The sequence below is a fragment of the Massilia sp. 05N420 genome, from assembly GCF_056397205.1.
In genome coordinates this window covers 14,562-40,272 of record NZ_JBFTMX010000029.1, presented here as the reverse complement: position 1 = coordinate 40,272, position 25,711 = coordinate 14,562, and the positions used below count along the sequence as shown (strand labels likewise).

The window sequence follows — 25,711 nt, the reverse complement described above, 5'->3', positions numbered from 1 at the left end:
TGCCATGAAAAATATATCTGATTCGGTTCTCGCCAAACTCAAGAATAAGGCGAAGCAAGAAAATGTCGACTTCCAGCAGATGCTTACGCGTTATGGTTTGGAGCGCATGTTGTATCGGCTTTCGAAATCCGAACATGCACAGTCCTTTCTTTTGAAGGGCGCTATGCTTTTCAATTTGTGGTTCGACATGCCGCATCGGCCAACTACCGATGTAGATATGCTGGGCTTTGGAACGCATGGCCTAGACACGCTTGCCGAAATTTTCAAGGAAGTATGTGATGTTAAATGCGAAGATGGGATCATTTTTGACCCCGAGACCGTGAAGGCAGAAGAGATCAGAAAAGACTCTAATTACGAAGGTGTTCGCGTGACCTTCCAAGGGCTCATCAACCGCGTTCGTTGCCCTATCCAAGTGGACGTGGGATATGGCGATGCCGTAACTCCTCACGCGCTTGCAGTTGATTATCCGGTCCTTCTTCCTGATATGCCTGGCCCGGCGCTGCGCGCTTATCCAAAGGATACTGTAGTTGCGGAGAAAACCGAAGCGATTGCCAAGCTGGCTATGGCAAATACTCGACTCAAGGACTATTTTGATCTATGGGTATTGAGCCAATACGCAGAATTCGAAGGCAATGTGTTGCGTCAAGCAATAATCGCCACTTTCGAACGAAGAAAAACACCTATGGCTGCGGAGCTAATCGGATTGTCTGACGATTTCGCCAATGATGAGAACAAAATAAATCAATGGGCCGCCTTCAAGCGAAAAAACAAATTGGAAGCTCCGACTCTCCCCGATGTGGTCGGACAACTCAAGGAATTTTTGTTGCCGATCTTGTCAAGCATAGTCGCAGGCCAAAACCTTAATCAACACTGGTTAAAAGGTGCTTCTTGGCAGGAAGCCGCATAAAGTAGGGGGAGCGCGCACGTTCAATCGTTCTCATGCATGGCGCTCACCCATACTTCAATTTACTTGCGCTCCGCAATCCACCGATCCACCTTCTTCTCCAGCAGCGCCAGCGGCAGCGTACCCTCGCCCAGCACGATCTCGTGGAACTTCGGCAGGCTGAACTTCGGTCCCAGCGCCTTCTCGGCGCGGGCGCGCAGTTCCTGGATCTTCAGGGCGCCGATCTTGTAGCCCAGCGCCTGTGCCGGCCAGGCCATGTAGCGCTCGGTCTCGCTGCGCGCCAGCGCTTCCGGATAGCCCAGGGTCTCGCGCATGTACTTGATCGACTGCTCGCGGCTCCAGCCCTTGGCGTGCATGCCGGTGTCGACCACCAGGCGCACCGCGCGCAGCATTTCGTCGTTCAGGTGGCCGAACCAGTCTTCCGGCTTGCCGTACAGGCCCATCTCGGTGCCGAGGGTTTCGGCGTACAGCGCCCAGCCTTCGGTGAAGGCGTTGTTGCCGCCGAAGGTGCGGAAGTTCGGCAGGTTCAGCTCCTGCATCAGGGCGATGTGGAAGTGGTGGCCCGGCTGGCCTTCGTGCAGGAACAGCGTGACCATGCCGGGGCCGCTGTATTTGGCCGGGTCGTTCACCACGGTCCAGAACACGCCCGGACGCGAGCCGTCGGCCGCCGGCGGGGTGTAGTGGTCCGAGGCCGTGGCGCGCGTCAGTTCCGGCTCCAGGCGGATGTCGAGCGGGGTCTTCGGCCGCAGCGAGAACAGCTTCGGCAGCTTGCGATTCAGCTCGGTGTTCAGCTTGCGGTAGACCTCGATGATCTCGCCCTCGGTCTTGAAAGGCGTGTACTTCGGCTGTTCCGAGACCCAGGTCGGCAGGCCCGATGCCGGACCGGTGTAGCCCATTTGCGGCCCGATGCGGGCGTATTCCTGCTGGATGCGCGCGACTTCCTTCAGGCCGGTCTGATGGATCTGCTCCGGGGTCAGGTCGGTGGTGGTCTGGCTGGCGACGCGCGCCAGGTACCAGTCCTTCCCTTGCGGCAGGGCGTCGTAGCCGGTGCTGGTGCGGCAGGCCGGCAGGTAGTCGTGCTCCAGGAAGTCTGCCAGGCGTTTCACGGCCGGGTTGACCTTGGCGCCGATCGTGCCGTGGTAGGCGGCCGTCAGCTTCGCCTTGTCGGCGTTCGAAAAGCCGGCCGGGAAGTGCTTTACCGGCGAGGCATAGATGCTGTCCTCGGCCTTGACGGCCACCAGGTGCTGGATCTGCGGCAGGGTCGAGGCCATCACCGCCTTCTGCGCCGTGACGCCGCGCTTCATCCCCTCGCGCATATTCGCGATGGCCTGGTCGATCCAGGGGCCGAGCTGGTTCAGGCGGCTCAGGTAGGCCTGGTAATCCTTCACCGTGGCGAGCGGCTGGGCGCCCTGGCCGCTCGAGTAGTTCGCCAGCTCGACCGGGACGTTGTCCATCTGGTTCAGCGGCAGCAGGTGCTCGGGAAAGGGCTCCAGGCGCAGCGCGGTCTTCAGCTCGTAGTCGAGGATGTCGTAGCTGGTCTGGTCGCGCCGGGGCAGGGCGTCGCGGCGGATCGCGTGCAGGCGTTTCAGGTAGTCCTTGTACAGCGCGAACTGGCGGGCGCGGTTCTGCGGCGCGATCGACAGGCCGATCTGGTCGGCGAAGCGGTTGTCGCCGGCCTCGCCGGCCATGATGGGGTCGAAGCGCGCTTCGGCGTCCCAGTAGTCGTCGGCCAGCTTGTTCAGGCGCTGGGATTCGGCGCCGGCGCTGGCGGCAGCCGTCTTGGCGGCGATGGGTTTCGGCTCGAGTGCGCCGGCGGGTGCGCAGGCGAGCATGGCGGCGCAGGCGATCGCGCCCAGCTTCAGGATCTGTTTCATGTGCGGTTCTGTGTGCGGAATAAAAACGAAGGCGGCGACAAGGATACGCTTGTCGCCGCCCGCGGCCCAGTCTTTACGGGGTGTTCTCAATAACTGGCCAGGGGGGCCAGCGCGCCGTTCTTGAAGGTGTAGACGGTGACGGCCGTCTTTTTCAGGTTGCCGCTCGGGTCATAGCCATAGGTGCCGGCCACGCCCTGGTAGCTCATGGTATGGAGAAGCTTGCTCACCGCGGCCGCGTCGACCGTGTTGGCGTTCTTGATGGCCTGGGCGATGAACATGGTCTGGTCGTAGAAGGCCGGCGCATAGACGTCCGGGTCGCGCTGGAAGCGCTGCTTGAAGCGCTGCTTGAAGGCCGGGCCGCCGGGCTGCTTGTCCAGCATGGCGCCGGCCTGGGCGCACAGCACGTTCTCGCCGACGGCGTCGCCGCCCAGCTTGGCCATCTCCGGGCTGCACAGGGTGTCGCCGCCGAGCAGGCGGACGCCGCCCATGCCGAGCTGCTTCATCTGGCGCGCCATCGGCGCTCCCTGGGGGGCATAGCCGCCGAAGAAGATCGCGTCGACCTTCCTGGCGCGGAAGGCGGTCAGGATGGCAGAGAAGTCGCTCGCTTTTTCATTGGTGAACTCGCGGCCGGCCACGGCCAGGCCGGAAGCGCGCGCCTGTTTGGCGAATTCGTCGGCGATGCCCTGGCCGAAGGCGGTGCGGTCGTCGATCACGCCGACGGTCTTGATTTTCAGTTCCTTGGCCGCGTAGGCCGCCATCGAGCCGCCGACCTGGTTGTCGCTGGCGACGATGCGGAACACGTTCGGGTAGCGCGACTGCGTGATCTTCGGGTTGGTGCCGACCGTCGACATCAGGATGCCGGCATCGTTGTAGACGCGCGAGGCGGGAATCGCGACGCCCGAGTTGTAGGGGCCGAGCACGAACTTGACGCCGGCGTCGGCGAATTTCTGGGCCACGTTCACGCCGGCCTTGGGGTCGCCCTGGTCGTCCTCGGACATCAGCTCGAAGCGTAGCGTCTTGCCGCCCGCCTTGATCTTCTGTGCGTTGAGTTCCTCGACCGCGAGCCGCACGCCGTTTTCGTTGTCCTTGCCGGCGAAGGCATTGGCGCCCGACAGCGGCCCGCTCACGCCGATGCGCACCAGCTGGTCCTGGGCGGCGGCGGCGCCGAGCGTCATCATGCCGGCGGCCAGCGCCAGCGGCGCAATCTTGAATTTCGATGGCATTACCTAGTCTCCGTTATGTTCCAACGGGCGCCATCATCGCATGATTCAGTTCAGGCAGCGAGACCGTGCGAAATCAGTTCCAGCGGCAGCGCGGTAGTGCACTTGATCTGCTCCATCGAGAAGGCCGAGGACACGCCGGCCAGCTGGGCGGTCTTGATCAGCTTCTTGTAGAAGCGGTCGTAGCCTTCGATGTCGGTGGTGACCACCTTCAGCAGGTAGTCGACGTCGCCGCTCATGCGGTGGAATTCGAGCACCTCGGGCAGGGCGATCACGGCCGAGGCGAAGCGCTCCAGCCACTTTTCGTCGTGCTCCTTGGCGCGCACGCTGACGAAGACCGTGACCGGCAAGCCGACCTTGTTGCGGTTGACGATGCTGACGCGGCTCTCGATATAGCCCTCTTCTTCGAGGCGCTTGACGCGCTTCCAGCAGGGGGTGCTGGACAGCCCGACTTTCTCGCTCAAACCGGAAATCGACAGGGTGGCGTCCGCCTGCAGGGCGGCCAGAATCGCACAATCGTATTTGTCGAGTGAGTTCATTTCTCTTATGCAGTAAGAATGAGAATGCCAGTTCTTCTTTTCAACGAAAACAAAGGAATTTTAGTACATCTTATTCTGCGTCAGTCCGTAACATATTACTCAACTATGGCACGTTGTGTGCATATTATTTTTTGTTTTTAGCAATTTTTTCGGTTGTTATTCATGAGCCACGATATTTACCTCGACGCCAACGCCACTTCGCCCGTGCTGCCGGCCGCCGCCAGCGCCGCGCTGGAGACGATGCAGGCCTGCTTCGGCAATCCGAGCAGCAGCCATGCGACCGGCCTCCGCGCCAAGGTCATCCTCGACGCCGCGCGTGCGCGTGCGCGCCGCGTGCTGGGCGCCGGCGCCGGCCGCGTGCTGTTCACCAGCGGCGCCACCGAAGGCATCCAGACCGCGGTGCTGTCGGCGCTGTGCGCGATCCGCGAACGGCGTGCGGCGGGCGAGGACTGTGGTGATCTGCTGATCTACGGCGCCACCGAGCACAAGGCGGTGTCCGAAAGCCTGGTGCACTGGAACCGCCTGCTCGGTACCAGGCTGACCCTGTGCGCGCTGCCGGTCGACGGCGCCGGCCGCCACCGCCTGGACCTGCTGCGCGAACTGGCGCCGCGCGCGGCGATGGTCTGCACCATGGCCGCCAACAACGAGACCGGCACCGTCTCCGACCTCGAGCGCATCGCCGCCGTGCTGGCCGAGCGTGCGCCGCGCGCGTTCTGGATGGTCGACTGCGTGCAGGCCCTCGGCAAGCTGCCGCTGGATCTTGCCAACAGCCGCATCGACTACGCGCCCTTTTCGGGCCACAAGCTGTATGCGCCGAAGGGCATCGGCATGCTGTACGTGAAGGAGGGCACGCCCTACACGCCGCTGATCATCGGCGGCGGCCAGGAAGCGGGCCAGCGCTCGGGCACCGAGAACATGGCCGGCATCGCGGCTCTCGGCGCCGTGCTGGAAGCACTGGAGGAGGGCGGCACCTTCCGCGGCCACGCCGAACTGGCGGCGATGCGCGACCGGGTCGCGGCCAGCCTGGTTGATGCCTTTCCGGGCATCGTGTTCAACACGCCCTTCGAACTGGCGCTGCCGACCACCCTGAACTTCGCGGTGCCGGACATGGCGAGCAAGGAACTGCTCGACCTGTTCGACGCCGCCGGCATGCGCGTCAGCGCCGGTTCCGCCTGTTCGGCGGCGAAGGCCGCGCCCAGCTATGTGCTGGAAGCGATGGGCCTGCCGGCGTGGCGCACCAGCGGCGCCGTGCGCCTGTCCTTCGGGCCGCTGGCGACCGAGGAATTCATCGACGAAGCCTGCGCGCGGATCCGCCGCTGCGGCCAGGCGGCGCGGCGTCCGGCACTGGCGTCGTCGAGCCTCAGCGGCGAGCGCCGCGGCCTGCTGCAGGTGAGCTGCGAGGGACGTCACGGCTGGATCCTGTTCAACCTGGAAGCCGGCGCCTGCGTGGCGATCGATCCGCCGGCCGGCATGGCGGCGCGGATCGCGGCCCAGATCCGCGCTAGCCACCTGCGCACCCTGGCCGTGCTGGGGACGGATGGCGGCGCGGACGGCGACGCCCGCGCCGTGCTGCGCGCAGGCCTCGGTCTGGATGCCGGCGAGCCGGGCGCCCTCGGCTGGCCGCGCGAAGGCGGCGTGGTGACCCTGGCCGACGGCAGCGCCGCGCCGGCGCTCGCGCTGGGCGACGAAGTGCTGGTGCGCCTGGCGGACCGGGACGGGCGCGGCGCCGCCTATCTGCTGGGCCGGGCGCAGGAAGGCCGGCTCGAGGCGGCGGCGGTGCGCCTGGCCTTCGTCGGCGGGATCGCGATGGACGGTGCCGATGCGCGGGAGCTGGCGCGACTGATCGATGGCGCCACGGTGCTGTGCCACGGCGCCGATGTCGGCGGCGCACCCTGCACCATGCTGGAGGCGGCGCATGCCGGGTCGGCTGCCGGCGAGTTGCGCCAGCTGGCGCCGCAGCAGCTGGACGCCTTCCTGCGCAGCCACGAGGATGCGCTGCTGGTGGACGTGCGCGAAGCCTGCGAGCTGGAAGCCGGCGGCATGCGCCTGCAGGGCCGTGCGGCGCAGGCGCTGCCGATGTCGCGCCTGGCCGAACACCTGGGCCAGCTGCTGGCGGCGCCGCGGCGTCCGCTGGTCTTCGTCTGCCGCAGCGGCAACCGCAGCGCGCGGGCGGCGCTGTGCCTGCAGCGCCTGGGCCATGCCGAGGCCTGGAGCCTGAGCGGCGGCCTGGCCCTGGCCGGATCGGAGGCATAGTTTCGTTGACTCTGCGGCGCGCGCGCCACAGGCCCCTGCCGGCAGGGGCGGCTTCCGGCTACACTAGCGTCAACCCGGCTTGCCGATAACCCATCCGACAGAGAAAAACAATGAGTGAACGTACGAGTGCCGCGTCCCTGGCCGCCACAGTTGCCGCGGTTGCCGTCCTGGCGGCCAGCGTGGCGCCGCCGGCCGCCGCAGCCGACTGGAGCGACACGGCGATCAGCTGGCGCTATGGCCAGCGCTTCCGCGAGCCCTTCAACCCCTCCGACATCAAGAAGAACATCTTCGCGCTGACCCACGCCAGCGGCTACAAGTACGGCTCGAACTACTTCAACCTCGACCTGCTGCAGTCCGACAGCAACGACCCCGGTTCGTTGAACCAGCGGGATGGCGCGCAGGAAGCCTATATCGTCTACCGCCACACGCTCGACATCGGCGCCCTGCGCGGCGCACCGATCGCCTACGGCCCGGTGAAGGGACTGGGCCTGGTGCTGGGCTTCGACTGGAACACCAAGAACGACGTCGGCTACAACTCGCGCAAGCGCATGCTGGTGGCCGGCCCGACCCTGATGTGGGACGTGCCGGGCTTCCTCAGTACCGGCATCCTGCTGCTCCGCGAGAGCAATGCGCCGAGCGGCGCCTTCCCGCCGATCTCGGAAGTCCGCGGCCGCTACACCTACGACTACCACCCGATGTTCTCGGCCAGCTGGGGCATCCCGGTGCCGGAGAGCTGGCTCAGTGGCTGGGGAGCGGGTTGGTCCTTCGAAGGCTACCTGAACTACATCGCCGCCAAGGGCCGCGACGAGGTCGGCAACGGGACCGGCGCCGAGACCAATCTCGACATGCAGCTGATGTACGACCTCGGCAGCCGCTTCGGCCAGCCGAAGAACCGCTTCCGCGTCGGCCTCGAATACCAGTTCTGGAACAACAAGTTCGGCAACACCGCGGCCACCACCGGCAACCGCGGCCAGCGCGCCAGCACGCCGATGGTGCGCGCCGAATACCACTTCTGATCCTCAGCGCGTCAACGGGGTATCCGCCTTCTTCAGCGTCCGCAGCACGAAGCTCGATTTGCTGTGGCGGATACCCGGTATCTTGTACAGCTGCTCCCTCAGCAGCCTTTCATAGTCGCGCGTGTCCTTGACCGCGATCCGGATGAAGTAATCGTAGTCGCCCGAAATCAGGAAGGCTTCCAGGACTTCGGGGATGGACTCCAGCGCCTGCGCAAACTCATTCAAGGTCTCCTGGCTGTGACTGCCCAGGGTCACCTGCACGATCACCGTGTCCTGGTAGCCGATCTGCGCCAGGTCCACCTTCACCGTATAAGCCTGGATGGCGCCGGAGTCGGTCATGCGCTTGATGCGGTTCCAGCAGGAGGTGGTCGACAGCCCCACCGCCTTGCCGATCTCCTGCAGCGGCGTGCGTGAGTCCTCGAGAAGGATGCGCAGGATCGCCTGATCCTGCTGTTCGAAAGATTTTCCGTTGTAGCCGCTCGTTTCCATAAATTTTTCCATATTTTCTCGAATATGGTGGAAATTATGAAGCACTTTCAGGGGCTGCGTCGATAAAATTTAAGGATGAGAACTCCTTCGGACCCCACCCTGACCGGCGCGCAGCTGCTGCTGCGTTGCCTGATCGACGCCGGCGTCGATACCGTTTTCGGCTATCCCGGCGGCGCCGTGCTTCCCCTCTACGATGCCTTGTACCTCGAACCGCGGCTGCGCCATGTGCTCGTCAGGCACGAGCAGGCGGCGGTGCATGCCGCCGAGGGCTATGCGAGGTCGACCGGCCGCCTTGGCGTCGTGTTCGTCACCTCGGGACCCGGCATGGCCAACACCACCTCCGGCCTGCTCGACGCCCTGTGCGACTCGGTGCCGGTCCTGTGCATCAGCGGCCAGGTCGCCACGAACCTGATCGGCACGAACGCCTTCCAGGAGTGCGATGCGCTCGGCATCTCGCGCACCGTCACCAAATGGAATGCCCAGGTCCGCAGCGCGGACGAGATCGTGGACATGGTCGACGCCGCGGTCCGGCAGGCGACCCGGGGCCGCCCGGGGCCGGTGCTGGTCGACGTGCCGAAGGATGTCCAGCTGCAGCCAGTCGCCGTGACCGCGCCGCGCTCGCTGGCCGCAAGCCCGCCGTCCGTCCCGCAGTCCCTGGTGCCGGACATTCCGGGTGCGCTGCTGGAACAGGCGGCCAGGCTGATCGCCGGTTCGCGCCGTCCCGTCTTTTACGGCGGCGGAGGCTTGACCGCTTCCGGCAGCGCGGCCTGCGCCACGTTTGCAGACCTCGTGCGCATGAAAAACGCACCGTGCACGCTGACCCTGATGGGACTCGGCGCCTTTCCGGCATCGGATCCGCGGTGGCTGGGCATGCTCGGCATGCACGGCACCCTGGAAGCCAACCTGGCGATGCACGAGGCCGACCTGGTGGTCTGCGTGGGGGCGCGCTTCGACGACCGGGTCACCGGCAAGCTCGATCAATTCTGTCCTGACGCGCGCATCGTCCACATCGACATCGATCCGGCATCGATCGGCAAGATCGTGCGCGCCGACGTCGGTCTGGTGGGCGATTGCCACGCGGTCCTGGCGGCCCTGGAGCGCGAGCTCGCCGCCATGCAGGCCGAGGTCGCGTCCACGGACGCGTGGTGGCAGCGCATCCAGGCATGGCGGGACGTGGACTGTCTCGGCTTTGCCGCCACGTCGCCGACGATCGTCCCCCAGCAATTGATGAAGACCCTGGCCGGCGCGCTGGACGGACGGGACGCCATCGTCTCCACGGACGTCGGCCAGCACCAGATGTGGGCGGCGCAATACCTTCCCTTCGATGGGCCGCGGCGCTGGCTGACCTCGGGCGGCGCGGGGACGATGGGCTACGGCATCCCGGCCGCGATCGGCGCCCAGATCGCGCATCCGGAAAAGACGGTCGTGTGCGTGAGCGGCGACGCCTCGATCCTGATGAACATCCAGGAACTCGCCACCGCCGTGCAGCATCGCTGTCCGATCAAGGTCGTGCTGTCGAATAACGGCTGCATGGGCATGGTCCGGCAATGGCAGGAACTGCATCACGGCGCCCGCTATAGCCACAGCTATGCGGAGGCCCTGCCGGATTTCCCGGCGCTGGCACGCGCCTTCGGATGGCAGGCGCGCCGGGTCGCCAGGGCGGACGAGCTCGACGACGCGATCACCGAGTGCATGTCGTCGGAAGGTCCTTTCCTGCTCGACGTGGTGGTCGAACAGGCCGAGAACTGCTTCCCCATGATTCCGGCTGGCCGCGGACACCACGAAGTCATGCTGTCGAAAGACCGGACCTACGAAAGCGGCCGATGACGGCCGGCTACCTGAAGCGCATCCTGGGCGCACAAGTGTATGAGGTCGCGGGCGTGACGCCGCTGGACATGCTGCCCTCGCTCTCCCAGCGCCTGGGCAACCGTATCTGCCTCAAGCGCGAAGACATGCAGAGCGTCTTCAGCTTCAAGCTGCGCGGCGCCTACAACAAGATGGCCAGGCTGTCGCCGGCGCAGCGCCGGCGCGGCGTGATCTGCGCATCCGCCGGCAATCATGCCCAGGGTGTGGCGCTGGCGGCGGCCCGGCTGGGTTGCCGGGCGCTGATCGTGATGCCGACCACCACGCCGAGGATCAAGATCGATGCGGTGGCAAGGCGCGGCGGTCCCTGCGTCGACATCGTCCTGCACGGGACCTCCTATACCGATGCCCACGACCACGCGGCCGCGCTTGAAAAAGAGCAGGGGCTCGTCTTCGTCCATCCTTTCGATGATCCGGATGTGATCGCCGGCCAGGGGACGGTCGGCATGGAAATCCTGCACCAGCACCGGGACCCGATCCATGCGATCTTCGTCGCCATCGGCGGCGGCGGGCTGGTCGCCGGCATCGGCGCCTACGTCAAGGCCTGCCGGCCGGACATCAGGATCGTCGGCGTGCAGACCGTCGATTCCGATGCGATGGCGCGCAGCCTGGCGGCGGGCGAGCGCATCGCGCTGCCGGAAGTCGGACTGTTCTCCGACGGGACCGCCGTCCGGCTCGTCGGCGAAGAGACCTTCCGCATCGCCAGGCAGGTCGTGGACGAGATCGTCCTGGTCGGTACCGACGAGGTCTGCGCGGCCATCAAGGAGGTGTTCCAGGAGACGCGCAGCGTGCTCGAGCCGGCGGGCGCCCTGGCGGTGGCCGGGCTGCAGGCCTATGTGGAACGTGCCGCGCTGGCTGGCGCGCCGGTCCGGGACCAGACCCTGGTGGCGGTCGCCGGCGGCGCCAACATCGACTTCGACCGCCTGGGCTACGTGGCCGAGCGCGGATCGAACGGGTGGGCAACAAGCTGCGCCCGATGATGCCGTGGATTGCGAAGAACAAGCTGGTGGATCAGTCGAAGAACCAAGTACGGCCTATTGGCTGTTGAGCCCTCATGCCCGTTTTCGCGGCAATGACGTGAAAGCATTGCAAACCAGATATTCCAGCTGACTTTATTTTTGTCAATTAGTTAATAACAATTTTATATCGTTATGATCCGAGGATCAAGGTGAAGGAGTGATGCAATTGCAAAAATTGCATCATGAAAACCTCATCCCTTATCCCTTCCCTGGCCTGGTCCCGCTGCCTCGTCTTCGCAGCGGCCAGCTTCTTCCACCTTGCGGCCGCTGCCGCTCCGGCGCAGCGCATTGCACCGGCGCCGCACGAGCACCAGGAATTAGAGGCGACCCTGGACGCGCCCTATCGCGGCGAGGCCCGCGGGGCCGAATCACGCACCTTCCGCCTGTCCTTCGATTACCCTGGCCTGCAGGGCCGCCGCAGCGTGCACTGGCGCCTCGAGTTGATGGCGCCGAACGGCCGCGAAGTGGCGCGCTGGCAGGGGCAGGCGATCCTGACCGGGCGGCCGGTCGACGTGCCGGTGCGTTGGCAGGGTAAATTGGCGAAGGGGCTGCCTGCGCCCGGCGTGTACCGGGTGCGCCTGCACGCGACGGCCGGGGATGAAGCGGTCGAGCAGTCCTGGGACATCGCCGTCGGCAACCCGCCGGCGCCCGCGCTGCCGGCTTTTTCTCCCATGCCGGGCCGGCGCAAGGTGCTGCAGGCGGCGCCGGCGGCGGGTGCGCTGCCGTTCACGGTCTATTACGGCAACCTGCACAGCCAGACCAGCCACAGCGACGGCGGCGCCGCCCTCGATAACTGCAAGGGTGCCCAGGACCCGCAGACCGCGCCCTTCGGTCCGGATACCGCCTTTCCCTACGCCCGCGAGCATGGCCTGGACATGCTGATGGTCTCCGAGCACAACCACATGTACGACGGCTCGGATGGCACCAAGCTTGATGCCGATCCGGCCGCGGCCAGGGCGCTGTACCAGTCCGGCCTCGGGATGGCGCGCGCGTTCAACGAGCAGCATCCGGACTTCCTGGCCCTGTACGGCATGGAGTGGGGCGTGATCAGCAACGGCGGCCACCTGAACATCTTCAACAGCGACGAGCTGCTGGGCTGGGAAAAGAACGGCAAGGGGGAGCTGCTGGCCGACACGCTCAGCAGCCGCAGCGACTACGGCGCGCTGTACACGCTGATGCGAAAGCAGGGCTGGATCGGCCAGTTCAACCACCCGGCGCTGAAGGACCAGTTCAAGGTCGGCGGCGTGCCGCTGGCCTGGACGGCGGACGGCGACGAGGCGATGGCGCTGTGCGAAGTGATGAACACCTCGGCCTTCTCCACCAACGACAAGGAGGGCGAGACCCGCCGCAGCAATTTCGAGGCGGCCTGCAACAAGCTGCTGGAAGCGGGCTACCACGTGGCCTTCAGCAGCAACCAGGACAACCACTGCGCCAACTGGGGCAGCTCATACACCAACCGCACCGCGGTGCTGGTCCCGAACGGCGTGCCGCTGACCCGCGACAGCTTCATCGACGCCCTCAGGGCGCGGCGCGTGTTCGCGACCATGGACAAGGCATCGCAGATCGTATTTACCGCCAACGGCCACCTGATGGGCGAGCGCATCGACAACCGCGGACCGCTCCAGCTGTCGGTGCAGTTCGCGAACGATGCCGGCCGGCGTGCGGCCACGGTGGCGATCATGGAAGGGGTGCCGGGCCGGAACGGCAACGTGAGCCAGCTGGCGGCGCAGGCGAGCGTCACGCTGACGCCGTCGCCGGGGCCGCACTTCTACTATGCGAAGCTGACCCAGGACGACGGCAAGGTCTTGTGGTCGGCGCCGGTCTGGGTCAACCAGGCGGGCGACTAGAAGCCCAGGTTCTTGCCGAGGCCGAACAGGGTCGCCAGGCCCAGCACCACGAAGATCAGGGCCGCGATGCCGTGCACGAGCTTCAGCGGCACGCGGCCGGCGATGCGGTCGCCGAAGTACACGGCCGGCACGTTCGCCAGCATCATGCCCAGGGTGGTGCCGGCCACCACCGCCACCGCGGAGGGATAGCGCGCGGCCAGCGCCACCGTCGCCACCTGGGTCTTGTCGCCCATCTCGGCCAGGAAGAAGGCCAGCACGGTGGTGAGGAAGACGCCGAAGCGCGCCGGCGTCGTCTCGTTCTCGTCGATGTCGTCCGGGACCATGATCCATGCCGCCATGCCGATGAAGGCCAGGCCCAGAACCCAGCGCATCACTTCGGGACCGAGCAGCTTGCTGACCAGCGCGCCGACCGCGGCGGCAAAGGCGTGGTTGGCGATGGTGGCGGCGAAGATGCCGAAGACGATGGGCAGCGGACGGCGGAAGCGCGCGGCCAGCAGGAAGGCCAGCAACTGGGTCTTGTCGCCGATTTCGGCGAGGGCGACGATGCCGGTGGAAACGAGGAAGGCGTCCATTGAAGCGACAGGGCGGGGAAAGGCAAAGGGGCGATCATAGCAGAGGCGGGCGGCGCCTACCTATCGGGACGGGTTCCGAAGTGCTATCCTGCTCGCGCCTGAATTCAGCTTCCGACCATCACGCCAAGGAATCCCACAAGTGCACTCCATGAACCGCATCGCAGCAGCCCTCCTGATCGCATTCTCCGGCGCCGCCCTGGCGCAAGTTCCCGCCACCGTCCCGGCTTCCGTGCCCGCCGCCAGCAGCACGGCGCCGCTCCAGCTGAACCACCTCGACGCCGACGTCGAGCGTGTCATGAAGCAGTTCGACGTGCCGGGCATCGCCATCGCCATCGTGAAGGACGGCCAGGTGCTGACCGCGCGCGGCTTCGGCGTGCGCAAGCTGGGCGCCCCGGAAAAAGTCGACGGCAAGACCCTGTTCGAAGTGGCCTCGAATTCGAAAGCCTTCACGGCCGCGGCGCTGGCGATGCTGGTCGACGAGGGCAAGCTGGCCTGGGACGATCCGGTCACCAAGCACCTGCCTGACTTCCAGATGTACGATGCCTACGTCACCCACGAGATGACGGTGCGCGACCTGCTGACCCACCGCAGCGGCCTGGGCCTGGGCGCCGGCGACCTGCTGTGGTGGCCGACCACCGGCTTCTCGACCGACGAGATCATCCACAAGCTGCGCTTCATTCCGCCGGCGACCAGCTTCCGCAGCAGCTATGCCTACGACAACCTGCTGTACATCGTGGCCGGCAAGATCATCGCGGCGAAGTCCGGCAAGAGCTGGGGCGAGACCATCCGCGAGCGCATCCTGACCCCGGTCGGCATGGCCACCACGACCACCAGCCTGCTCGAGAACGAAGGCAACCCGAACGTCGCCAACGCGCACAGCAAGATCAACGACAAGATCGCCGCCGTGAAGGCGATGCCGGTACCGAACGCGGTCGGCGCGGTCGGCATCAACACCAACGCCGAAGACATCGCGCGCTGGATGAACGTGCTGCTGGCGCAGGGCAAGCTGGGCGCCGGCGCCGACGGCAAGGAAACACGCCTGTACAGCGCCAAGCAGGCGCGCGAACTGTGGACCGCGCAGACCCCGATGCGCATCAGCGAGCCGAATCCCAAGCTGGCCGGTACCAAGCCGAACTTCGCGGCCTACGGCCTCGGCTTCCAGCTGCGCGACTACCACGGCAGGCTGCTGGCAATGCACAGCGGCGCGCTGCAGGGCTTCTATTCGAAGGTGGTGCTGGTGCCGGAAGAGAAGCTGGGCATCGCCATCCTCACCAATGCCGAAAGCGGCGGCTCGCTGAACGCGCTGCAGTGGCAGCTGCTGGGCCGCCTCGTGGACCGCGACGACAAGACCGACTGGATCGGCGCCGTCGCCGCCGTCGAGGACGAGATGCACGCCAAGGAAAAGGCGCGCCTGGCCAAGAACAGCGCCGCCCGCGCGGCGAAGTCCCAGCCGTCGCTGCCGCGCACCGCCTACGACGGCGACTACCAGGACCCGTGGTACGGCATCGCCACCATCAAGCACGTCGGCGGAAAACAGATCCTGTCGCTGACGCGCACGCCGGACCTGAGCGGGGAAATGGAGCACTTCCAGCACGACACCTTCATCGTGCGCTGGAAGGAGCGCAACTTCAACGCCGATGCCTACGTGACCTTCGCGCTGAACCCGGACGGCAGCATCGAGCGCATGAAGATGCAGCCGATTTCCACCGAGACCGACTTCAGCTATGACTTCCAGGATTTGAACTTTACGCCGGTGAAGAAGTAAGGATCAAATGGGCGGCACCGGATTGAACCCCGAAATCGCCCGATACTTCCCATCGCTGTAGCGCAGTACCTGGCGCTGGTCGATGGCGCTGGGTGGCGCGGCGTGGGATTCGGCGCGGCTGATCGCGCCCTGGTAGCGGATCACGAGGTCGCCCGGCTGCTCGCGCGAGGGCTCGATGCTCCAGTCGCTTTCGATGGCATAGCAGTCGTGGCCGTCGGGCGGGGTGCGGTCGTCGTCCGGGTGGGTGTCCTGCGGGTGCGCCTTGATCAGCGGCTGCAGGCGGTGCATGCAGTCGCCGGTACTGTCGACGTTGATGCCCGACAGYGCCATCTCGACCACCGCTTCGTGGTGCACCGTGCCCTTGTCCAGTTCGTACAGCGACATCCAGGTGCCGCAATAGCCCTGCCAGCAGCTGCCGTATTCCACTGCGATGCCCTGGCGCTGGCCGGACAGCGGCACCGCGCGCACATTGGCCTCGCCGAAGAAGCCGCGCAGCGCGAACACGCCCTGGCGGCCCACGACCTTCCACTGGCCGCCGCTCTGCTCGAACTGGTAGGCGGCCAGCGCCATCGGCGTCGTATGGTTGACCGCGGGCGTGCTGCCTTCTTCCGACGGCACCAGGCCGGCAATCAAGGTCAGGTGCGAGGCATCGGTACGCAGCAGCAGCCGCGGTTCGGCGACTACCCGGTTCGTTCCCGCGGTCCAGCCGCCGTGGCCGGCCTTGCGGGACATGCCGGGCAGGCGCGGCAGGCTGACGGTCACGACCCGTCCCGCCGGGTTGTCGCTCCAGCCCGGGAAGGCCAGCGCCGCCAGCCTCGCCGGCGTCACGCCGGGAGCGGCGTCGGCCGCCGCCTGCGGCGATGCCGCCAGCGCCAGTCCGGTCGCTGGCGCCAGGCCCAGCCAGGCCATCCGCTGCAGGAAGGACGCTCGCATGCTCAGATCTTCTTGCCGTTCCAGATATCCATCATGTCGGCCGATCCCTGGGAACGGATGCCGTTGTCGGACAGGATGCCCTCGGTGGCGGCCACCATCTCCTTGCGCGGCAGGACCATGGTCTCGCCCTCGCGCTGGTCGAAGCGCAGCACCACCATGTCGTCCTTCAGGTCGCGCAGCAGGGCCACCAGGTGGCGCAGGCTGCGCACCGGCACGCCGTTCACCGACTCGACCACCGCGCCCATGCGGTTGCTGTAGCCGGCCACCAGCTTGTGCGGGAAGAAGGGGGAGCTGATCACCACCAGTTCCTCGTGCTGGGCGTCGGGCGAATCGCCGCGGCGCGTGACCAGCGGGCTGGCGTTGAAACTGAAGCCGTTCAGCGCGGCCGCGTTGGCGGTGATGAAGGACAGGTACTCGGCGGTGGCGCGCGTGAACACGATCGGGCCGTACACGAAGTAGGACGGGTAGCCGCCGGCCAGGTCCGGGATCAGGAGCTGGCGCGCGCCGCCGACCGGCACCTGCACCTGCATGGTCTTGCCGCCGCGGACGATGGTCAGCGGCACCTTGCCGTCCTTCGCCACCTGCTGGACGCGGTACTGGAAGCGCACCCGCAGGTTGGGGCCCAGCTTGACCATGCCCTGGTTGTCGACCGGGTGCTCGCCGATGCGGGTGATGACGTCCCATTCCTTCAGCGGATAGGCGGCGTCGCTGCGCGCGGGACGGTGCACGACCGCGCCCTCGACCGACCTGTCGAGCTTGAGGTACTGGCGCAGCACCGGATTCTCCAGCGTCTGCACGCTGTCGAGCAGCAGCGGCTTGCCGTCGTAGCGGCCGTCGGCGACGTCGCTCAGGAACAGCTCGATCTCCTCGTTCGGGATCACGTAGCCGATGTTGTTGGCGCCGGCCAYGCCGGAGAAGGCCAGGCCGATCATCTTGTCGCCGGCGATCACCGGGCCACCGCTGTTGCCGGGATTGATCGGGGCGTCGATCTGCACCCGCAGGCCGGCGTTGCCGAAGCCGTAGGGGACGAATTCGACGCGCGAGACGATGCCCTTGGTGATCGACAGCGAGTTGCCGCCGACCGGATAGCCGTAGGCGAACACCTGTTCGCGCACGTCCGGCAGCACGCTGGCGCGCGGCAGCGCCGGATGCTTGTTGAAGTAGGATTCGTCGTCGAGCTTGAGCAGGGCCAGGTCCATCCCGCGCGCCACCGCCACCACCGTGGCGGCGACCTTGTCGCCGTCCTGGCTGGCCTGGATCTCGACCTGGCTGGCGTAGCCGACCACGTGGGCATTCGTGAGAATCCGCTTGCCCTCGATGATCACGCCCGAGCCGGTGACGTCCTGCGGCGTGGCCTTGGTCCAGGGTTTATACGGGTCGGGGCGGCGCAAGGTCGAGAAGATCTTGACGACCGAGTTTTCGACGCGGGACGGAATGGCGGATTTGGTCGGTGCGGCCTTTGCATCGAGGTCCTGGGCCTGGACCTGGATCTGGACCATCGCACAGGCGGCGGCAAGCGCTGCGGCGGCAGCGAGTCGGAAAAGTGTCATGCGTCTCTTTGAATCGGAAAGATTGCTGAGCGAATATACACCGTGGCGAAGCGTGAAAGTTCACAAATACTCACCACGGCGTGACATTTACGGTTTGACGAACTTGAGGGTCATGCGGTCGCTTTCGCCGATGGCCTGGTATTTGGCGCGGTCCTCGTCGCGGTTGGCCAGGGTCGGCGGCAGGGCCCACACGCCGCCCTTGTGGTCGGCCTTGTCCTTCGGGTTGGCGTTGATCTCGGATTTCCCCGCCAGCTTGAAGCCGGCGCTTTCGGCCATCCTGATCACATACGACTCATGGATGTAGCCGCTCGTGGCCTTGGCATCCTGCGGCATGGATTCCGGCAGGCGGTGGTCGGTCACGCCCAGCACGCCGCCCGGCTTCAGGCTGGTGTACAGCGCCTTGAACATTTCCTTGACCTTGTCGTCGCCCAGCTCGACGAAGTTGTGCACGTTGCGGAAGGTGAGCACCATGTCGACGCTGTTTGGCGGGGCGAAGTTGTAGATGGCCTTTGGCGGATTGAAGGCGCCCCGCACGACCTTGTCATACACCGCCGGGTTGGACTCCAGCAGCGTCTTGGATATGAGGCCGGCGCCGATCAGCTTGCCGTCCTGGCGCAGGTAGRGCGCCAGGATCTCGGTGTACCAGCCGCCTTCCGGCAGCAATTCGACCACCGTCATGGTTGGCTTGATGCCGAAGAAAGTCAGCGTTTCGTAAGGATGGCGCCAGGTGTCGCGCGCCACGTTGGCGCTTGAGCGGTGGCTGCCGGCGATGGCCGCGCGCAGTTGGGCGTCGTCGGTCTGGTTGGCGGCCAGCGCCGTGCCGGCCAAGCCTGCCAGTACGGCGGCCAGGATGAATCGTTTCATGTCTCGGTCTCCAATGTCGGTGGGGTAGCGGCGCCATGCCGTGCCCTCCGCCGATCATCGGGCAGGCCCTAGTTGTCGTCAAGTAAAGATTGCGTATGTATTAAACCTGTCCGACCGGACACCTGCCGGACACAGGGCGGACGCGGCCCGCGCGGACACCGTCCGCCCTGGCCGCGCTGGCAAGCAGGAACCCAGGCACCTGGCATAAAGATTGCCTATTCAAGAACTTTACTTGCTGCTATGGTTCAGCAGATAAAGAGAAGAAGTAAAGCGCAGCACAACAAGAGCGGTCCGCCCGCCGGACCACTGTCCACCTCAGGAGACGTCATGGAACGCCGTACCTTCCTCAACATCAGCGGCCTGGCTTTCGGCACGATGCTGGTGCCCGTATTCGGCCGCGCGATCGCCGCCGAAGAGCTGCTCAATCCGATGCCGGTCGCGGCCAAGAAGCTGCTGGCCGACACCGCGCTGAACGCCGCCACCAAGGCCGGCGCCAGCTACTGCGACGTGCGCATCGGCCGCTACCTCAACCAGTACGTGATCACCCGCGACCTGAACGTCGAGAACGTGGTCAACACCGAGTCGGCCGGCATCGGCGTGCGCGTGGTCTGCAACGGCGCCTATGGCTTCGCCGCCACCAACGACATGAGCCCGGACGGCGTGGCCGGCGCGGCGCGCCAGGCGGTGGCGATCGCCAAGGCCAACGCCAAGCTGCAGCTCGAACCGGTGCAGCTCGCACCGGTGAAGGGCGTGGGCGAGGTCTCGTGGGCGACGCCGGTACAAAAGGACTGGCGCACGGTGCCGGTCAAGGAGAAGGCCGAACTGCTGATCGCCGCCAACAAGGCCGGCATGGACGGCGGCGCGACCTTCATGAACTCGATGCTGTTCCAGGTGAACCAGCAGAAGTACTTCGCGTCCACCGACGGCTCCTACATCGACCAGGACATCCAGCGCATGTGGGCGCCGCTGACCGCCACCGCGGTCGACAAGGGGACCGGCAAGTTCCGCTCGCGCCAGGGCCTGTCGGCGCCGGTCGGCATGGGCTACGAATACCTGGCCGCGCGCAAGGAAGACAAGATCAAGGCCGCCGGCGGCGTCGCTACCCTGTACACGACATCCTATGACATCGTCGAGGACGCCCGCGCCGCCGGCCGCGACGCCAAGCGCAAGCTGACCGCCAAGAGCGTCACCCCGGGCAAGTACGACCTGGTGCTGTCGCCCGAACACCTGTGGCTGACGATCCACGAATCGGTCGGCCACCCGACGGAACTCGACCGCGTGCTGGGCTACGAGGCCAACTACGCCGGCACCAGCTTCGCCACCCTCGACAAGTGGGAAACGAAGAAATTCAACTACGGTTCGCCGCTGGTGAACATCGTGGCCGACAAGGTCACCCCGGGCTCGCTGGGCGCGGTCGGCTACGACGACGAAGGCGTCAAGTGCAAGCGCTGGGACATCATCAAGGACGGCATCCTGGTGAACTACCAGGCCACGCGCGACCAGGCCCACATCATCGGCGAGAAGGAATCGCACGGCTGCTCGTATGCCGACAGCTGGAGCAATGTGCAGTTCCAGCGCATGCCGAACGTCTCGCTCCAGGCGGGCAAGAAGAGATTGAGCCCGGACGAGATGGTCAAGGACATCAAGAAAGGCATCTACATCGTCGGCGACGGTTCGTTCTCGATCGACCAGCAGCGCTACAACTTCCAGTTCGGCGGCCAGCTGTTCTACGAGATCAACAACGGCAAGATCGGCCAGATGCTGGAAGACGTGGCCTACCAGTCGAATACCCAGGAATTCTGGAATGCCTGCAGCGCGCTGTGCGACGAACGCGACTGGCGCATGGGCGGCTCCTTCTTCGACGGCAAGGGCCAGCCTCCGCAGATCTCCATCGTCTCGCACGGCGCCAGCACCGCGCGCTTCAACGGCATCAACGTCATCAACACCGCCCGCAAGATCGGCTAAGGCAGGGAGCACACCACATGACCATCCTGACCCAGGAACAAACCAAACGCATCTGCGACCGCGTGCTGTCGCTGTCCAAGGCCGACGAATGCAGCGTCACCGTGAACGGCAGCCGCCAGGGCAATATCCGTTTCGCGCGCAACGCCGTCTCCACCGCCGGCCTGGCGGAAGACACCAATATCGCCGTGCAGGTCGCCTTCGGCAAGCGCCAGGGCGTCGCCACCATCAACGAGTTCGACGACAAGTCGCTGGAAAAAGCCGTGCGCCGCGCCGAAGACCTGGCGCGCCTGGCGCCGGAGAATCCGGAATTCATGCCGGCCGTGGCCAAGCAGAACTACCGCGCCTCCGAGACCTTCAACAAGAAGACCGCCGCCATCGATCCGGAATACCGCGCCCAGGCCGCCGCCTATGCGATCGAAGCCTGCCGCAAGAATAAACTGGTGGCCGCCGGCTTCTTCACCGACAGCACCTCGTTCACTTCGGTCGGCAACTCGAACGGCGTCTACGGCCACCAGGACGAGACCGGCCTGGACTTCACCTGCACCGTGCGCACCGAAGACGGCCGCGGTTCGGGCTGGGTCAAGCGCACCGCCACCGACGCCGCCCGCTTCGATCCGCGCGAAGCGGCCGACGTGGCGATCGAGAAGGCGCTGCGCTCGGTCGACGCCAAGGCGCTGGAGCCGGGCCGCTACACCGTGATCCTGGAGCCGGCCGCGACCTCCGACCTGATCGGCTTCATGCTGTCCGGCTTCGACGCCCGCCAGACCGACGAAGGCCGCAGCTTCCTGTCGAAGAAGGGCGGCGCCTCGCGCCTGGGCGACAAGCTGTTCGACAGCCAGGTCAACATCTGGGCCGACCCGTGGAATCCGGACGTGCCGGTGCTGCCCTGGGACACCCAGAACCTGATCGCGCGCGAGCGCATGGACATCATCAAGGACGGCAAGGTCAACGCCCTGAATTACTCGCAGTACTGGGCCAAGAAGAAGGGCGTGAAGCCGACCGCGACGCCGGGCAACATCATCATGGCCGGCACCGACAAGTCGACCCTGGACCTGATCGCCAGCACCAAGAAGGGCATCCTGGTGACCCGCACCTGGTACATCCGCATGGTCGACCCGCAGTCCGTGCTGCTGACCGGCCTGACCCGCGACGGCACCTTCTACATCGAGAACGGCAAGATCAAGTACCCGATCAAGAACTTCCGCTTCAACGAGAGCCCGGTGACCATGCTGAACAACATCGAGGAGATCGGCAAGCCGGTGATCATCGGCGGCGACGAAGCGCCGTTCCAGATGGCGATTCCGCCGATGAAGGTGAGGGATTTCAACTTCACTTCGTTGTCGGACGCGGTGTAAAGCAAGGCCTGCGGCCTCAAAACGTCATTCCCGCTTTCGCGGGAATGACGGGTATTTTTGGAGATTCAATGGAACGCCGTACCTTCCTCACCCTGGCCGCCGGCACCGCCGGCGCGATGCTGGTCCCCGTCTTCGGCAACGCCATCGCCGCCGAAGAGCTGCAAAGCAGCATGCCCCTCAGCCTCAAGAAGGCGCTTGCCGACGCCGCCCTGAACGCGGCCACCCGCGCCGGCGCCAGCTATTGCGACGTGCGCATCGGGCGCTACCTGAACCAGTTCATCAATACCCGCGACCTGACGGTGCAGAGCGTGACGAATACCGAGTCGAGCGGCGTCGGCGTGCGCGTGATCGCCGACGGCGCCTACGGTTTCGCCGCCACCAATGCGATGAATCCGGACGCCGTCGCCAACGCCGCGCGCCAGGCGGTGGCGATCGCGAAGGCCAACGCCAGGCTGCAGCTTGAGCCGGTGCGGCTGGCGCCCGTGAAGGGAGTGGGCGGGGTGGCCTGGGCCACGCCGATCAGGAAGGACTGGCGCACCGTGCCGGTCAAGGAAAAGGCCGAGATGCTGATCGCCGCCAACAAGGCCGGCCTGGACGCCGGCGCCAGCTTCATGACCGCCAACCTGTTCCAGGTGAACCAGCAGAAGTACTTCGCTTCCACCGACGGCTCCTGGATCGACCAGGACATCCACCGCCTGTGGGCGCCGCTGACCGCCACCGCGGTCGACAAGGCGACCGGCAAATTCCGTTCGCGCGCCGGGCTGGCGCCGCCGGTCGGCATGGGTTACGAATACTTCGACGTGCGTCCCGAGCACAAGCTGCAGGCCGCGGGCGGCGTCACCACCCTGTACAAGGGCGGCTACGACATCGTCGAGGAAGCGCGCAACGCCGGCCGCCAGGCGCGCGAGAAGCTGAGCGCGAAGAGCGTCGAGCCGGGCAAGTACGACCTCGTGATCGCGCCGGAAAACCTGTTCCTGACCATCCACGAGTCGGTCGGCCACCCGACGGAGCTGGACCGCGTGCTGGGCTACGAGGCCAACTACGCCGGCACCAGCTTCTGCACGCTGGACAAGTGGGAGACCCGCAAATTCAAGTTCGGCGCGGACAAGGTCAACTTCTTCGCCGACAAGAGCACGCCGGGCTCGCTGGGCGCGGTCGGCTACGACGACGAGGGCGTGCAGCCGAAGCGCTGGGACATCATCAAGGACGGCATCCTGGTGAACTACCAGGCCACGCGCGACCAGGCCCACATCATCGGCGAAAAGGAGTCGCACGGCTGCTCCTACGCCGACAGCTGGAGCAAGGTGCAGTTCCAGCGCATGCCGAACGTCTCGCTGGCGCCGGGCAAAGAACGCCTCACGCCGGACGAAATGGTCCAGGACGTCAAGAAGGGCATCTACATCCTCGGCCGCGGTTCCTATTCGATCGACCAGCAGCGCTACAACTTCCAGTTCGGCGGCCAGCTCTACTACGAGATCAAGGACGGCAAGATCGGCCCCATGCTGGAAGACGTGGCCTACCAGTCGAACACCCAGGAATTCTGGAACGCCTGCAGCGCCATCTGCGACGAGCGCGACTGGCGCATGAGCGGCTCCTTCTTCGACGGAAAGGGCCAGCCGAGCCAGGTCAGCGCGGTCTCGCACGGCGCATCGACGACCCGTTTCAACGGCGTCAAAGTGATCAACACCGGTCGCAAGATCGGATAAGAAGGGACGGACATGAAACACCTGAACCAGGATGAGGCCAAGCGCATCTGCGACCGTGTGCTGTCCTTCTCGAAGGCCGACGAATGCAGCGTCGCCATCAACGGCAGCCGCCAGGGCAATATCCGCTTCGCGCGTAACAGCGTCTCCACGGCCGGCCTGAACGAAGACCAGCGCTTGACCGTCACCGTCGCCTTCGGCAAGCGCCAGGGCACCGCATCCGTCAACGAATTCGACGCCAAGTCGCTCGAGCAGGCCGTGCGCCGCGCCGAGGACACCGCGCGCCTGGCGCCCGAGAATCCAGAATACATGCCGCTGCCGGACAAGCAGGCCTTCAAGGCGAGCGGCGAATACTTCGCGCCGACCGCCGCGATCGATCCGGACTACCGCGCCGAGGTGGCCTCGCACGCGATCCTGGCGGGCCGCAAGAACAAGCTGGTCACCGCCGGCTTCTTCCTCGATACCACCGGCATCGAGACCATCGCCAATTCGAAAGGCCTGTTCGGGCACCGCGAATTCACCCGCCTCGGCTTCACCTGCACCGCGCGCACCGAGGATGGCCGCGGTTCCGGCTGGGTGACCCGAACGGCCAGCGACGCCAAACGCTTCGATGCGCGCGAGGCGGTCGACGTCGCCATGGAAAAGGCCCTGCGTTCGGTCGACGCCAGGGCGCTGGAGCCGGGCCGCTACACCGTGATCCTGGAGCCGGCCGCGGCTTCCGAGCTGGTGGGCCGCATGTTCGGCGGCTTCGGTGCGCGCCAGGCCGACGAGGGCCGCAGCTTCCTGGCGAAGAAGGGCGGCGGCAACCGCCTGGGCGAAAAGCTGTTCGACGAACAGGTCAACGTCTGGTCCGACCCCTGGGACCAGGACGTGCCGGTCAGCCCCTGGGACAGCGGCTCGATGCTGGCGCGCCAGCGCCGCGACCTGATCAAGGACGGCAAGGTCGCCAATCTCGAATACTCGCGCTACTGGGCCCAGAAACAGGGCCAGGCGCCGACCGCGCGCGCCGGCAACATGATCATGGCCGGCGGCGGCAAGTCGCTCGAGGAGCTGATCGCCAGCACGAAGAAGGGCGTGGTGGTCACCCGCACCTGGTACATCCGCATGGTCGATCCGCAATCGCTGCTGCTGACCGGCCTGACGCGCGACGGCACCTTCTACGTCGAGAATGGCAGGATCAAGTACCCGATCAAGAACTTCCGCTTCAACGAAAGCCCGGTCGCCATGCTCAACAACGTCGAGGAGCTGGGCAAGCCGGTGATCGTCGGCGGTGAAGAGGTGTCGTACCAGATGGTGATCCCGCCGATGCGGCTGCGGGACTTCAACTTCAGCTCCCTGTCCGACGCGGTTTAGGTTTCGTGGCCAATTACGACTTCTACTTCACGCGCCTGATGTACGAGTCGGGCGACTGGGACGTGGACATCCGCATGCCCAGCAACGTGCTCAACTCGCTGGTCGAATACACGACCCTGCGGGTGGATCCGGCCGAGCGCGTGATCGCCCTGTCGGACCCGAAGATGTTGCAGGCGCCGTTCTGCTACCTGGCCGGGCACAAGCTGCTGCAGTTCACGCCCGCCGAGCGCCGCAACTTCGAGCGCTACGTGAAGGGAGGCGGTTTCGTCTTCGTGGACGACTGCAACCACGACATCGATGGCCTGTTCGCCAAGTCCTTCGAAGCGGAACTGGCGAAGATGTTCGGCCCGAAGGCCCTGAAGAAGATCCCGAATACGCACCGCTTGTATTCCAGCTTCTTCAAGTTCGACGGCCCGCCGAACACCGCGGTGGAACTGAACGGCTGGGGCGACGACCTGGTCCACGAATACCTGCGCGCCATCGAGGTCAATGGCCGCATCGGCGTGCTGTATTCGAACAAGGACTACGGCTGCGAGTGGGACTACGACTTCCGCAACAAGCGCTGGCTGGCGGTCGACAACACCCGCTTTGCGGTCAATATCATTCAATACGCGTTGGGAGCATAGC

19 protein-coding genes and 1 pseudogene are annotated in these 25,711 nt (G+C 65.7%); 12 read left to right on the top strand and 8 right to left on the bottom strand.

Annotated features, from left to right (window positions below; all coding sequences use genetic code 11):
- Window positions 1–4: 4 nt before the first annotated feature.
- On the top strand, window positions 5–907 hold the full coding sequence (locus AC1DIX_RS18550) for a nucleotidyl transferase AbiEii/AbiGii toxin family protein (RefSeq protein WP_477326347.1): 903 nt from the start codon (window positions 5–7) through the stop codon (window positions 905–907).
- 59 nt (window positions 908–966) lie between these two features.
- Here AC1DIX_RS18550 and AC1DIX_RS18545 read toward each other — a convergent pair whose 3' ends face one another.
- The 3 genes from AC1DIX_RS18545 to AC1DIX_RS18535 form a co-directional block, all read right to left on the bottom strand.
- Window positions 967–2,778 (bottom strand): DUF885 domain-containing protein, encoded by a 1,812-nt coding sequence (locus tag AC1DIX_RS18545; RefSeq protein WP_477326345.1) that lies wholly within the window; start codon window positions 2,776–2,778, stop codon window positions 967–969.
- 86 nt (window positions 2,779–2,864) lie between these two features.
- Window positions 2,865–4,001 (bottom strand): branched-chain amino acid ABC transporter substrate-binding protein, encoded by a 1,137-nt coding sequence (locus AC1DIX_RS18540; RefSeq protein WP_477326343.1) that lies wholly within the window; start codon window positions 3,999–4,001, stop codon window positions 2,865–2,867.
- Window positions 4,002–4,051: 50 nt separating this feature from the next.
- Complete coding sequence (locus tag AC1DIX_RS18535; RefSeq protein WP_442124152.1) at window positions 4,052–4,537, bottom strand: Lrp/AsnC family transcriptional regulator; 486 nt, start codon at window positions 4,535–4,537, stop codon at window positions 4,052–4,054.
- 162 nt (window positions 4,538–4,699) lie between these two features.
- Between AC1DIX_RS18535 and AC1DIX_RS18530 the strand changes: the two genes are divergently transcribed.
- Together AC1DIX_RS18530 and AC1DIX_RS18525 are read left to right on the top strand one after the other, a co-directional pair.
- The gene (locus AC1DIX_RS18530; RefSeq protein WP_442124153.1) at window positions 4,700–6,790 is read left to right on the top strand and encodes an aminotransferase class V-fold PLP-dependent enzyme; all 2,091 of its coding nucleotides are present in this window, start codon (window positions 4,700–4,702) and stop codon (window positions 6,788–6,790) included.
- A gap of 110 nt (window positions 6,791–6,900) precedes the next feature.
- Entirely contained in the window at window positions 6,901–7,806 is a 906-nt protein-coding gene (locus tag AC1DIX_RS18525) for an outer envelope protein (protein WP_477326341.1), read from the top strand.
- A 3-nt stretch (window positions 7,807–7,809) separates the two neighbouring features.
- On the opposite strand, the gene AC1DIX_RS18520 is transcribed toward AC1DIX_RS18525, so the two are convergent.
- Window positions 7,810–8,307, bottom strand: a complete 498-nt coding sequence (locus tag AC1DIX_RS18520; RefSeq protein WP_477326339.1) for an Lrp/AsnC family transcriptional regulator — start codon at window positions 8,305–8,307, stop codon at window positions 7,810–7,812.
- Window positions 8,308–8,370: 63 nt separating this feature from the next.
- On the opposite strand from AC1DIX_RS18520, the gene ilvB reads away from it, so the two are divergent.
- The 3 genes and pseudogenes from ilvB to AC1DIX_RS18505 all read left to right on the top strand — a co-directional run bounded on the left by ilvB (window position 8,371) and on the right by AC1DIX_RS18505 (window position 13,024).
- Window positions 8,371–10,122, top strand: coding sequence for a biosynthetic-type acetolactate synthase large subunit (gene ilvB / locus AC1DIX_RS18515; RefSeq protein WP_477326337.1), 1,752 nt, complete (start codon window positions 8,371–8,373; stop codon window positions 10,120–10,122).
- Window positions 10,119–11,114: pseudogene (gene ilvA / locus AC1DIX_RS18510) on the top strand (threonine ammonia-lyase, biosynthetic); the annotation flags it as partial. The gene ilvB and the pseudogene ilvA, both read left to right, overlap by 4 nt.
- Before the next feature lie 245 nt (window positions 11,115–11,359).
- A complete protein-coding gene (locus AC1DIX_RS18505) occupies window positions 11,360–13,024 on the top strand; it encodes a CehA/McbA family metallohydrolase (protein ID WP_477326335.1) in 1,665 nt (554 codons plus the stop codon).
- On the opposite strand, the gene AC1DIX_RS18500 is transcribed toward AC1DIX_RS18505, so the two are convergent.
- A complete protein-coding gene (locus AC1DIX_RS18500; protein WP_477326333.1) occupies window positions 13,021–13,596 on the bottom strand; it encodes a TMEM165/GDT1 family protein in 576 nt (191 codons plus the stop codon). The two genes, AC1DIX_RS18505 and AC1DIX_RS18500, sit on opposite strands and share 4 nt — an antisense overlap.
- 148 nt (window positions 13,597–13,744) lie before the next feature.
- On the opposite strand from AC1DIX_RS18500, the gene AC1DIX_RS18495 reads away from it, so the two are divergent.
- Window positions 13,745–15,361 carry a serine hydrolase gene (locus AC1DIX_RS18495; protein WP_477326331.1) on the top strand — a complete coding sequence of 539 codons (1,617 nt, stop codon included), beginning with the start codon at window positions 13,745–13,747 and terminating at the stop codon, window positions 15,359–15,361.
- Between the two features lie 3 nt (window positions 15,362–15,364).
- Here AC1DIX_RS18495 and AC1DIX_RS18490 read toward each other — a convergent pair whose 3' ends face one another.
- From AC1DIX_RS18490 to AC1DIX_RS18480, 3 genes are all read right to left on the bottom strand, one after another.
- A complete protein-coding gene (locus tag AC1DIX_RS18490) occupies window positions 15,365–16,294 on the bottom strand; it encodes a hypothetical protein (protein ID WP_477326329.1) in 930 nt (309 codons plus the stop codon).
- 2 nt (window positions 16,295–16,296) lie between these two features.
- Complete coding sequence (locus AC1DIX_RS18485) at window positions 16,297–17,844, bottom strand: S1C family serine protease (protein WP_477326327.1); 1,548 nt, start codon at window positions 17,842–17,844, stop codon at window positions 16,297–16,299.
- 87 nt (window positions 17,845–17,931) lie between these two features.
- Window positions 17,932–18,708: a class I SAM-dependent methyltransferase gene (locus AC1DIX_RS18480; RefSeq protein WP_477326325.1), complete on the bottom strand. Its 777-nt coding sequence runs from the start codon at window positions 18,706–18,708 to the stop codon at window positions 17,932–17,934.
- A gap of 327 nt (window positions 18,709–19,035) precedes the next feature.
- Here AC1DIX_RS18480 and AC1DIX_RS18475 point away from each other — a divergent pair, with 327 nt between their 5' ends.
- The 5 genes from AC1DIX_RS18475 (at window position 19,036) to AC1DIX_RS18455 (ending at window position 25,710) form a co-directional block, all read left to right on the top strand.
- A complete protein-coding gene (locus AC1DIX_RS18475) occupies window positions 19,036–20,673 on the top strand; it encodes a TldD/PmbA family protein (protein ID WP_477253689.1) in 1,638 nt (545 codons plus the stop codon).
- Between the two features lie 17 nt (window positions 20,674–20,690).
- Window positions 20,691–22,028: a TldD/PmbA family protein gene (locus AC1DIX_RS18470; RefSeq protein ID WP_442124164.1), complete on the top strand. Its 1,338-nt coding sequence runs from the start codon at window positions 20,691–20,693 to the stop codon at window positions 22,026–22,028.
- Window positions 22,029–22,096: 68 nt separating this feature from the next.
- The gene (locus AC1DIX_RS18465; RefSeq protein WP_477326323.1) at window positions 22,097–23,734 is read left to right on the top strand and encodes a TldD/PmbA family protein; all 1,638 of its coding nucleotides are present in this window, start codon (window positions 22,097–22,099) and stop codon (window positions 23,732–23,734) included.
- A gap of 12 nt (window positions 23,735–23,746) precedes the next feature.
- Window positions 23,747–25,084 (top strand): TldD/PmbA family protein, encoded by a 1,338-nt coding sequence (locus tag AC1DIX_RS18460; RefSeq protein WP_442124166.1) that lies wholly within the window; start codon window positions 23,747–23,749, stop codon window positions 25,082–25,084.
- Window positions 25,085–25,089: 5 nt separating this feature from the next.
- Window positions 25,090–25,710, top strand: coding sequence for a DUF4159 domain-containing protein (locus AC1DIX_RS18455; RefSeq protein ID WP_477326321.1), 621 nt, complete (start codon window positions 25,090–25,092; stop codon window positions 25,708–25,710).
- Window position 25,711: the final 1 nt, after the last annotated feature.

Coding starts and splice junctions, on each gene's coding strand:
- AC1DIX_RS18465 (WP_477326323.1), top strand. CDS start 22,097: ATGGAACGCCGTACCTTCCTCACCCTGGCCGCCGGCACCGCCGGCGCG.
- AC1DIX_RS18550 (WP_477326347.1), top strand. CDS start 5: ATGAAAAATATATCTGATTCGGTTCTCGCCAAACTCAAGAATAAGGCG.
- AC1DIX_RS18475 (WP_477253689.1), top strand. CDS start 19,036: ATGGAACGCCGTACCTTCCTCAACATCAGCGGCCTGGCTTTCGGCACG.
- AC1DIX_RS18535 (WP_442124152.1), bottom strand. CDS start 4,537: ATGAACTCACTCGACAAATACGATTGTGCGATTCTGGCCGCCCTGCAG.
- AC1DIX_RS18470 (WP_442124164.1), top strand. CDS start 20,691: ATGACCATCCTGACCCAGGAACAAACCAAACGCATCTGCGACCGCGTG.
- AC1DIX_RS18500 (WP_477326333.1), bottom strand. CDS start 13,596: ATGGACGCCTTCCTCGTTTCCACCGGCATCGTCGCCCTCGCCGAAATC.
- AC1DIX_RS18520 (WP_477326339.1), bottom strand. CDS start 8,307: ATGGAAAAATTTATGGAAACGAGCGGCTACAACGGAAAATCTTTCGAA.
- AC1DIX_RS18460 (WP_442124166.1), top strand. CDS start 23,747: ATGAAACACCTGAACCAGGATGAGGCCAAGCGCATCTGCGACCGTGTG.
- AC1DIX_RS18505 (WP_477326335.1), top strand. CDS start 11,360: ATGAAAACCTCATCCCTTATCCCTTCCCTGGCCTGGTCCCGCTGCCTC.
- ilvB (WP_477326337.1), top strand. CDS start 8,371: ATGAGAACTCCTTCGGACCCCACCCTGACCGGCGCGCAGCTGCTGCTG.
- AC1DIX_RS18545 (WP_477326345.1), bottom strand. CDS start 2,778: ATGAAACAGATCCTGAAGCTGGGCGCGATCGCCTGCGCCGCCATGCTC.
- AC1DIX_RS18540 (WP_477326343.1), bottom strand. CDS start 4,001: ATGCCATCGAAATTCAAGATTGCGCCGCTGGCGCTGGCCGCCGGCATG.
- AC1DIX_RS18525 (WP_477326341.1), top strand. CDS start 6,901: ATGAGTGAACGTACGAGTGCCGCGTCCCTGGCCGCCACAGTTGCCGCG.
- AC1DIX_RS18530 (WP_442124153.1), top strand. CDS start 4,700: ATGAGCCACGATATTTACCTCGACGCCAACGCCACTTCGCCCGTGCTG.
- AC1DIX_RS18495 (WP_477326331.1), top strand. CDS start 13,745: ATGAACCGCATCGCAGCAGCCCTCCTGATCGCATTCTCCGGCGCCGCC.